Source organism: Streptomyces sp. NPDC000878, from assembly GCF_053599695.1.
In genome coordinates this window covers 34,259-43,502 of record NZ_JBSFMT010000083.1, presented here as the reverse complement: position 1 = coordinate 43,502, position 9,244 = coordinate 34,259, and the positions used below count along the sequence as shown (strand labels likewise).

Sequence of the window (9,244 nt, the reverse complement as noted above, 5' to 3'; positions counted from 1 at the left end):
GGCCCGCGCTGTCGAAGGTGACCAGGTCGCCGATGCCGTCCCGGCCGAAGTCGTGGCGCTCCGGGGAGCGGACCGACAGCGGCTTGTCGTAGATCACCGTGTCCGAGTCCGCGGTTATCTCGCTCGCGACCCGGGCGGTCAACTTCACGCGGTAGATACCAGTGCGGACCAGTGCCCCGTTCTCGGCGCGTCCGTCCCAGGCCGCGGTGACCTTCCCGCGCGCCAGGCCGCCGGTGACGGTCCGCACGACGGCCCCGGCGGAGGTGGCGACGGTCAGCTTCCAGCTCGCGGCCGGCCTGGTCAGGTGCCAGACGCCCTTGAAGTGGGTGCCCTGGCGCAGATCGACGGAGGTGGGGGCGGTGGCGTCGGTCGCCGCGAGCGGGGACGTGGTCACCTGCGGCCACTTCACCGCCAGATCACCGGACACCGTCGAGTAGGCGACCGGACCACCGAACCGGTCCACGTTCCAGAACCGGCCGCGCAGATCGGCCGGAGCATACGCCGGGGACGGCAGCGGGCCGAGGTTCTCCGTACCGACCCGGTCAGCGGGGACCGCGCCCCGCAGATAGGTGATCAGCAGCTTGCCTGCGTTGTCGTCCTGGGAGACCAGGTAGCCGTCGCCCAGCCGCGCGTAGCCGCGCGGTACGTCCTGCTCCGCGTGGGTCGTCTGGTCGTAGACGCCCGCTTGTTTGTTCGGTCCGCAGGACCAGTAGACGTACCGGCCCACCACCTGCAGATCGGTCGGGACGCAGGAGCCGAAGAACAGGCTGTCCAGCTTCCGCATCGACGGCAGCGAGTACCTCTCGTACTCGCCCAGCGAGTCGGTCCGGGCCGTCCACAAGGTGTTCCCCCACAGGGCGACGGCCGGCCAGGAGCCGGTGGCCAGCACCTTGCTCCCGTCCCGCACCTGCTGGGTACCCCCCGCCCGGACCACCGAGTACGAACCGGACGCCGCCACGACCGCCGACACCTTGTCGTCCGAGTGAAGGATGTTGCCCTCGCCCGTGCCGGTGAACCGCAGGCACTCGCTGCTGCACTGGACGTGGACGGGGCTGCCGAAGGGGTCTTCCACGTCGTACCCGAGGTCGCCCAGGTTCTCCGGCGGTGCGGCGGTCAGCGTGCCGTCGGCCGCCAGGGAGAGCGCGGAGGCGGTGAGATCGGTGGCGGACCTGTCCATGCGCTCGGTGCCGAGCAGCACCCGCCCCTGGTCGACCGCGACGCCTCCGACCTCGTACACCGAGACCGCGGGCAGCGGCGCCACCGGCTCGACGACCGGGACCCCGTCCGCGCCCAGGGTGACGCGTTGGACCGCCCAGTGCTCGGCGTCCGTACCGCCCTCGATGGAGAAACTGCCGTCGTCGCCGTCGACGAAGTCGCCGGCCGAGGCGGTCAGCAGGGTCCGCGCCGGGCCGCCGGTCACCGGCACGGCGAGGATCGCGTTCGTGGCGTTGTCGACCGGTTCGGGGTACAGCACCCAGTCGCCGATCGCACGGGCCTTGAGGAGGGCGGATTCCGGGACATCGACCAGGTGCCCAGGGGTCTCCGGGTGCTCGCGGTCGACGACGTACAGCCGCGAGGTGTCGAACGCTTTGTCGATGGCGTAGAAGAGCACCGTGTCGCCGGCCAGGTGGGGGTATTCCAGCATGCCGAAGTCGTCGGTCGGCACGTACGTCAGCGCGGCGGTGTCGAAGTCGAGCAGCGCGGTGCGCCAGGGGTGGTTGACGTCGTCCGGCTGGTACCCGAACGTGGCCCCCTGCGTGTCCGACGCCTCTTCGCGCGTCCACCCGTTGAAGTCGTCGTCCACGCCGGTCACCGGCCGCTCGACCAGCTGCCCGCCGCCCGCCGGCATCTCCAGCAGGATGAGCGTCCACTTGCCGCCGACCTGGCGGGAGACCAGCAGACGGTTCTCGGCGAAGACCTTGGTGACCCGGTCGCCGGCCGGCACGTAGAACCGCGTCACCTTGTTGGTGGAGTAGCGCCGGATCTCGTACACGTTCGTCGTCCCCGGGACCTTTTCCAGACCGAGGCCGCCGTTGTAGGCGGTCGTGGACCCGTGGCTCGGGATGTCCCTGGTCGAGCCGTCGCGGCCGGTCCACACCGCCGGGGAGTCCGTCGAGTACGGCTGCGGTACGGACAGGTACCCGGAGTCGTCCACCGCGGCCAGGGACGCTGACCTCGGCTGCGTCCGGTGCACGCCGGTCAGCGTGACGGTCGGCATGTCCCCGCCGTCCGCCGCGACGGCCGGCACCGACGTGAACTGCAGCAGCCCGGCCACGATGACCAGGGCAGCCCCGACGGAGACGACGGCACCCCTGGCCCGTCTGCTTCTACTTCTCAACACCGTACGCAGAGTCGTACGTCTCATGCGTCCCACCCCCATTGGTCTCCCCTGCCAGCCCTGTCAGCCGCATCGACACTGCGCTGCAGCCACTGCCGTGAGAAACGGCCGCTCCAGCCCATGCCGCACCGTCAGACTCACGCGGGGGCAGAGACGTTGTACGGAAAGGGCAAGGAGCGAGACCCGCCCATGCGTCCCACCGGGGGCAGGGAACGGACGGAGCGTCGGCCGATCCCGCTGAGTGTTGCCAGACGTCCAGCGGGTCGAGGGTGTCCGGCCATGGGACTAGTACTACAGCCGGTGGTTCACGTGACGTGACGGCGGTTGGCTCGTTGCTCCGTTCGTGGGATTGAGACTGCCGCTGGGCGTGGTGCGGACGGACGAGCTGACCGAGGGGCAAGTGCTGGAGCTTGAGGGGGAGTTGGAGGCGCTGTGCGCCTCAGTGGACGATGTGTTCGCGCGTCCGGCCTCCCGGGAGAATCTGCGGGCGATGGTGCGTGGGCTGCTGAGCGAGGTGCCGCGCAAGAACCTGTGGCAGCTTGCCGAGGCGGCCGGCCACCCCAATCCGGACCGGTTGCAGGGCTTCCTGGCCAAGGCCGCGTGGGACGCGGGTGCCCTGCGCGACCGGGTCCGCGCCGTCGCGGTCGCCTCCCTGGCCGCCGACGACGCGGTGCTGATCGCGGACGAGACCGGCGACATCAAGAAGGGCACCAAGACCGCCGGGGTGCAGCGGCAGTACACCGGGACTGCGGGCAGAATCGAGAACGCCCAGGTCAGCGTGCACCTGTCCTATGGATCCCGCCGGGGTCGCACGCTGATCGACGCCGAGCTCTACCTCGGCAGGAACTGGGCCGGCGCCACCGCGGAGCACGAACGCCGGTGCGCCGAGCAGGGCATCCCGCCCGAACGCGCGAACGCGGTGGCCACCAAGCCGGAGCTGGCCCGGCGGATGCTGGAGCGCGCGCTGGCCGCCCCGGTGCCGTTCACCTACTTCCTGGCCGACGAGGCATACGGGCAGTGCCGGGCGCTGCGCGCCTGGCTGGAGGAACACCAGGTCCGCTACGTGCTCGCCGTCCCGAAGGACGAGGTGCTGCCGCTGCCCGACGGCCGCACCCGGCAGGCCCGCGAACTGTGGGCGCTGGTACCCGAGGAGACCTTCGAGCGCCGCTCGTGCGCGGACGGCGCCAAGGGCCCTCGCGAGTACGACTGGGCCGCCGTCCAACTCGCCGCCACCGCCCACGATCTGGAGCGCCACCTACTGATCCGCCGCTCGACCGTGCCCAACAAGAAGGACAAGAAGACCGGCGAACTCGTCCGGGAGATCGCCTACTTCCTGTGCCACACCCACCCCGGCGCCACCGTGGCTGAGCTGGTGGTCGCCGCCGGACAGCGCTGGATGGTGGAGGAGTCGTTCCAGGTCGCGAAGGGGCAGGTGGGGCTGGACGAGCACGAGGTACGCAAGTGGTGCTCGTGGTACCGGCACACCACCGTGTGCATGCTCGCCATGGCCTTCCTGGTCACCGTCCGGAGCCGGCTCATACCGGCCCCGCCGATGACTCCCGACCCCCGACCGTGAACGAGATCCGCCGCCTGTACGACCGGATCGTCCTCGCCCCCGCCCGCACCGCCCGGACCTGGCTGGCCATGCACTGGCACCGCTGGCGCACCCGCCACCAGACCCGAGCCCGAACCAGCCACTACCGCACCCGAGCCGCACGCGCTCACTCACCGTGAAACCACCGGCTGTAGTACTAGTGGGCTCGGATGTTCGTTACGGGTTCTCGCCGGAAAGGCCGCCCTCCTTGGCGGTGAGCGCAGGCGGCGCAGGGGTCACCGGGGCGGGGTTGGGGCGCCAGGCGGTGGTGAACGGGAAGTCGTTGTTCACCCAAAGAACGCCTGCCAGCTCGGGGGGCATGGTCCAGCGCGGCGGGTTGAACGGGTCGACCTCGACGGGGTGGTGGATGAACGAGTCGCCGAAGTTGAACTGCACGCTCAGCCTGAAGACACCTTCGAGCAGATCGTCGAGGTGCTGGACCTGAAGTCCGGTGAACTTGTCCGCGCCGACTGCCACGATCAGCGGGAGTCCGGCTTCCTGGGCGAGCGCGCGGTACTTGCTGACCTTCCTCTCGATCCCGGCGGTGACCGGCCCGGCGGAGACGACACCGGCCATGTTGCTCGGGGGGACGAGGATCGTGCGCATTCCCGGGGGGCGCATGGTCTGGCCCGTACTCGGGTCGGCCTGGAGCAGAAAGGTGTAGCCCTGGCTCCGGAAGACGCACGCTCCGGTCTCGCTGAGAATCGGCGCCCGATAGAACAGCGAGGCGCGGACCGTTCCGCAGGTGTCGATCTGGCCGGTGGGGCGAGTGGTCATCCGGCGCCTCCGTCGTACGCCTGCCGGTAGGCGCCCCACAGCTCTTGTCCCGTCTCGCACCCGTCCATGGCCCTGCGGGCGGGCTTGCAGCCGACGCACTTGCGGGCGTGCTCGAACCAGAGCCGGTAGGCACGCAGCATGGGCAGCTCGGCCTGCCGTACGGCGGCTCGGACCCTGGTACCCCGCTGGCCGGTCATCGGGCCACCACCGCACTCAGCTCGGCGTGGACGACAAGGTCCGTGAAGGCGGGGAGGTAGGGCCGGGACAGTCGGGACGCGGAACCGTCCAGGGGTGCTCGATCGACGCTGTACGGCGACCGCTGCTGGGACGGCACCCGCTTCACCAGACGCACGGGACGCTTCACGTTCATGCTGGTCATGACATTCCGGATTGGTTCCAAAGCCGCCTTCCGCCGCCTGCCGGTCCCTGGCAGGACCCAGCACAGCAGTGGCAGCAACAATCCAACGAATACGACCGCGCTACGCTCTCGCATGTCGTCAACCTCCCAACAGTTGAGGGCCACGCCCCCGGACTGGTCGCACAGTCGCGGGGGTCTCGCCTTCTCCATCTGCTTGCTCCAGCCACCATAGCTACTTTCGAAAGCTGTCGGCAGTAGACGGCAGTGGTTGACAGCAGTTGACAGTTTTCGAGGATGCACGCAAGTTGCCGAACGCTTACGTTCGAGTACGTGGAAGAGAAGATCAATCCCGCCGCCGCGACCTACCACTACGAGCAGCTCGCGAAGATCATCGAGAACAAGATCCGGACCGGTGAGTTCGCCGCAGGGTCGCGCCTGCCTGGTGAGTTGATCCTGTCTCAGGAATACGGCGTCGGCTCCAACACGGTCCGCCGGTCGTTGGACATCCTGAGGGAACGTGGACTGATCGTCACCGTGAGAGCGCGCGGATCGTTCGTGGTCGAACAGCTTCCCGACGTCGATGACGGCCGGGGCGAGGAGTAGGGGCGGCATCTGCTGCTGTCTCATGGGACCAGGCTGGGTACGCCAGTCCCCCTGGGACTACGAACTTGTGCCAACTTGCGCTGCGACTACCCGAGTCGCAGCGCCGCCGACATGAGACCCCTCACCCCACCCGATACCCCCGAATCACCCGATACTCCACCGCACCTCCATCAGCGAACCCCGCACTCGCCCGCACCGACACATACCCCCCACCCTTGGGCAGCCCCCGCCCGCCCCCAGCCAGCGGCACCACCCACGCATCCCGCCCCACCCTCACCAGCCGCACCTTCCGCCAGCTCCCCCCGTCGTCGTACGACACCTCCACCGACACCGACCGCACCGCCGAGGAAGCCGCCCCCGGCTGCCGCACCAACCGCATCGGCAGTACCGGCGAGCGCCCCGTATTGGTCCGGTCGACAACCGGTGCGAAGTCGAAGGCCGACAGACCGACCGGCGTACGTCCGCTCGCCTCCCCCGACCGGAAGGTCCACGAGCCGCTGATGCTCGTACCGAGTTCGAAGCCTCCGTTGGCCGCGCTGCGCTCCGACGAGTACTCCAGGCGGTAGGTCGATTCGGCTGCCGGGACGGTGCCCGAGGCGTCGGTCCAGGGGTAGTTCAGCTCTACGAGTTGCTGGTCGCCGTAGTAGAAGGCGACCCTGCTCCTGTCGTAGAGGGAGTAGCCGGTGTGGCCCGCCTGGTCGCCGGCCATCGGCATGTTGAAGGAGAGGCGGTTGCCCTCGCGGGCGACGAAGGTCGCGCGGGCGAAGCGGGGGCCGGGTACCGCCTTCTGCCAGGTGATCGTGTAGCGCTTGCCGGGCCGGTAGGTCTCGTAGTTCGTGAAGAACTGCGTCTGGAAGGTGCCGTCGGCCGCGTACTGGTTGTACCGCGTCTCCCACATCGTGTCGTCGGCCTTGTAGTACAGGGTCCGGCTGCTGCCCGGGGTGTCGAACCAGATCGCGCCCGCCGACAGCGCGCTCCCACCCTCCGGCGGGAAGCCGAAGTTGTGCTGGAACGCCCGTGACGGTGCCCCTGGCGTCACCGAGTAGTACTGCTGCTTCACCTCGGCCAGTTCGCTCTGCCGCACCACCCTGCTGAAGTTCGTCGGCAGATGACCTCGCTCGAACCACACCAGCACGTATTCGTACGGCGAGTCGTTGTACGTGCCGTCCGCGCCCTTCTTCGCCCAGAAGCCGCGTACGTCTGCCACCAACCCGCCCTCGCCCGGGCCCACGTCGTCTCCCAGTGCCGCCGTGAACAGCTTGTCGAAGGAGTCGGCGGTGGCCCGCATGCCGAAGCCCGTCCCGTTGGTGAGCTGGCGGCGGAAGCCGACCGCCGCCAGGCGCAGGCTCGCGTCCTTGCGCGGGAGGATCGCCGAGACGGGTGTGGCCTTGCGGGCGTCGAGGACGATCTCGCTGTCGCCGGTCACCGTGAGGGTGGGGCGGGCCAGGAGTGTCGTGCTGCCGTCCGTCGGCGTGACGACCGACGCGTCCACCGTGTAGCGGCCCGCCGGGAGCGACACCGTGCCCGAGCCCGACGGGTCGTACACGAAGCGGTACGTCGAGCCGTCCAGGCTCATGATGTCGGTCCAGTAGCTGGCCGCCGGGTTGCCCGCGCGGTCGATGACCCTGACCGTCAGCTTGTGGGTGGGCGTGGCCTTCGTGATCGTCAGCGGTACGCGGACCGACACGCCACCCGCCGTATCCGCGCCCACCAGCGCGCCCTCGAACACCCCCGTACCGCTCTGCACGCGTGTGTCCGCGGTCACCGTCACCGTCGTCGACCCGCCCGCCGGGACGGTCGCGCGCTCGGGGCTCGCCTCGAACATGCCTGCCGGGGCAGCCGAGCCGTCCGGGCCTGTCACCTTCGCCGCGAAGTCCAGAGTCACCGGGTCCGCGCCCTCGTTCCGGTACGTCACCGTCCTGACCACCGGTACGTCGTCGTCGGCCGGGGCCTCCTGGGTGCCCAGGGGGAGGGTGGTGGGGGTGGCGAGGACGGCCTGCTGGACCGCTCGGGCCGCGTCCACCCGGCCCGCGCCCTGCGCGTTGACGTTCGCGCCGGGGGTCGGCGTCGCCGACGCCATCAGGGCCGCCTTCAGTTCGGCCGCCCGCCAGGACGGGTGCTGGCCGGCGAGCAGCGCCGCTGCCCCCGCCACGTGCGGAGTGGCCATGGACGTGCCGGAGACCGAGGTGTAACCCGGCTCGACCTCCACATAGTCGCTGCCCGCGTGCGCCGCCCGCGCCGCGACGATGTCGACACCCGGCGCCGTGATCTCCGGCTTGACCGCGCCGTCCACGCGCGGCCCCCGGCTGGAGAAGGACGCCATCACGTCCTGCTTGTCGACGGCGCCCACGGAGAGCGCGGCGTCCGCGGTGGACGGGGAGTCGACCGAGCCGTCCGCGCTGCCGTCGTTGCCCGCGGCGAGGACGAAGAGGGCGCCGGTCTTCGCCGTCAGCGTGTTCACGGCCTCTTCGAGGACGTCCTCGCCCGGGGTGTCGTCACCGCCGAGGCTCATGCTGACGACCTGTGCCCGGGGCGCGGCCCACTCCATCCCGGCCAGGATCGCCGAGTCGGGGCAGGACCGGTCGGGGCACACCTTGCCGATCAGCAGGGACGCGCCCGGCGCGACCCCCTTGTACTTCGCGCCACCGCCCGCGACCGTCGACGCGACATGCGTGCCGTGCCCGACCGTGTCGTCGGTGTCGGGCGCGTCCGTGAAGTTCACGGCCTCCTTGATCCGCCCGGCCAGGTCGGGATGGGTGGCGTCGACACCGGTGTCGAGGACGGCGACCGTGACGCCGGTGCCGTCGTACCCGGCCTGCCAGGCGGTGGGCGCGCCGATCTGCGGCACACTCCGGTCCAGGCTGACCTGCCGCTTGCCGTCCAGCCAGAGCTTGGCGATGCCGGTCGCGGTACGCAGTCCGGTCGTACGGCCGCCCGCGGTCACCCCGTCCCAGAAGGCGCCCGCGGTCTCCTTCGCCACGGCCACCGCGGCGCCGTCGACGGCGGTCAGGGTACGGGTCACCCGGCCCGCCCCGTCCGTCGCGCGCAGGCTCCGGCCGCCGAGCGTCGCGTCGGCGTACGTCACGATCGTGGGCAGTACGGCCGTACTCGCGTCGTCGTACCCGGCCGCGACCAGGCCCGTCACGTCGAACAGCCGCTCGTCGACCTGACCGCCGGCGACGAGGCGGAGGGCGTCGTTCGGGACGACGTACTGGTGGCCGTCCCGCTCGAACTGCTGGAAGCCGATCGCCTCCCGGCCGGGGCCGGGCTCGATGGCCACACCGGCGCCCGACACGTCCACGCGGTCGCCGGTGACGAGGGTGATCCGGTGGGTGGCGGCGGCCTGTTGTCCGGTTCCGTGGGTCCAGTCGGAGGCAACGGCGGCAGCGGACACGGCGGTTGCGGGCGCGGTCGCCGCAACTCCCTGCACCAGCAAGGCGGTTGTCAGTACGCCGACCAGTCTGCGGGACATGCGGGACATACGGCCTCCACTGCTGCGGTGGTGACGGTCGTGACTACGGTTACGGTCGACTGTCCCGGCCGGTGCGATCTTCCCGGTACTCCCAACCGCCCA

Annotated in this window: 8 protein-coding genes; 3 read left to right on the top strand and 5 right to left on the bottom strand. The window is 70.4% G+C overall.

Annotation, left to right across the window (positions count from 1 at the left end; all coding sequences use genetic code 11):
* A partial coding sequence (locus tag ACWDR4_RS42755; protein ID WP_450416656.1) for a FlgD immunoglobulin-like domain containing protein occupies positions 1 to 2,365 on the bottom strand: 2,365 nt, incomplete at its 3' end.
* Positions 2,366 to 2,681: 316 nt separating this feature from the next.
* Between ACWDR4_RS42755 and ACWDR4_RS42750 the strand changes: the two genes are divergently transcribed.
* Together ACWDR4_RS42750 and ACWDR4_RS42745 are read left to right on the top strand one after the other, a co-directional pair.
* On the top strand, positions 2,682 to 3,914 hold the full coding sequence (locus ACWDR4_RS42750) for an IS701 family transposase (RefSeq protein ID WP_450416654.1): 1,233 nt from the start codon (positions 2,682 to 2,684) through the stop codon (positions 3,912 to 3,914).
* On the top strand, positions 3,911 to 4,072 hold the full coding sequence (locus ACWDR4_RS42745) for a hypothetical protein (RefSeq protein WP_266796903.1): 162 nt from the start codon (positions 3,911 to 3,913) through the stop codon (positions 4,070 to 4,072). Before ACWDR4_RS42750 ends, ACWDR4_RS42745 begins: the two co-directional genes overlap by 4 nt.
* A 37-nt stretch (positions 4,073 to 4,109) precedes the next feature.
* Here the strand turns inward: ACWDR4_RS42745 and ACWDR4_RS42740 are convergent, their stop codons facing one another.
* The 3 genes from ACWDR4_RS42740 to ACWDR4_RS42730 are packed head-to-tail and all read right to left on the bottom strand — an operon-like array spanning position 4,110 to position 5,088.
* The gene (locus ACWDR4_RS42740) at positions 4,110 to 4,709 is read right to left on the bottom strand and encodes a hypothetical protein (RefSeq protein ID WP_450416652.1); all 600 of its coding nucleotides are present in this window, start codon (positions 4,707 to 4,709) and stop codon (positions 4,110 to 4,112) included.
* Positions 4,706 to 4,906: a hypothetical protein gene (locus tag ACWDR4_RS42735; protein ID WP_450416650.1), complete on the bottom strand. Its 201-nt coding sequence runs from the start codon at positions 4,904 to 4,906 to the stop codon at positions 4,706 to 4,708. The genes ACWDR4_RS42740 and ACWDR4_RS42735 overlap by 4 nt, the downstream gene beginning before the upstream one ends.
* Positions 4,903 to 5,088: a hypothetical protein gene (locus ACWDR4_RS42730; RefSeq protein WP_450416649.1), complete on the bottom strand. Its 186-nt coding sequence runs from the start codon at positions 5,086 to 5,088 to the stop codon at positions 4,903 to 4,905. The genes ACWDR4_RS42735 and ACWDR4_RS42730 overlap by 4 nt, the downstream gene beginning before the upstream one ends.
* A 309-nt stretch (positions 5,089 to 5,397) precedes the next feature.
* On the opposite strand from ACWDR4_RS42730, the gene ACWDR4_RS42725 reads away from it, so the two are divergent.
* Complete coding sequence (locus ACWDR4_RS42725) at positions 5,398 to 5,670, top strand: GntR family transcriptional regulator (RefSeq protein ID WP_450416647.1); 273 nt, start codon at positions 5,398 to 5,400, stop codon at positions 5,668 to 5,670.
* 121 nt (positions 5,671 to 5,791) lie between these two features.
* Here the strand turns inward: ACWDR4_RS42725 and ACWDR4_RS42720 are convergent, their stop codons facing one another.
* Positions 5,792 to 9,151 carry a S8 family serine peptidase gene (locus ACWDR4_RS42720; RefSeq protein WP_450416645.1) on the bottom strand — a complete coding sequence of 1,120 codons (3,360 nt, stop codon included), beginning with the start codon at positions 9,149 to 9,151 and terminating at the stop codon, positions 5,792 to 5,794.
* Between the last annotated feature and the right edge of the window lie 93 nt (positions 9,152 to 9,244).

Bases quoted from the DNA above. Each gene is read 5' to 3' on its own strand.
- ACWDR4_RS42730 (WP_450416649.1), bottom strand. From the start codon at position 5,088: ATGACCAGCATGAACGTGAAGCGTCCCGTGCGTCTGGTGAAGCGGGTG.
- ACWDR4_RS42720 (WP_450416645.1), bottom strand. From the start codon at position 9,151: ATGTCCCGCATGTCCCGCAGACTGGTCGGCGTACTGACAACCGCCTTG.
- ACWDR4_RS42740 (WP_450416652.1), bottom strand. From the start codon at position 4,709: ATGACCACTCGCCCCACCGGCCAGATCGACACCTGCGGAACGGTCCGC.
- ACWDR4_RS42735 (WP_450416650.1), bottom strand. From the start codon at position 4,906: ATGACCGGCCAGCGGGGTACCAGGGTCCGAGCCGCCGTACGGCAGGCC.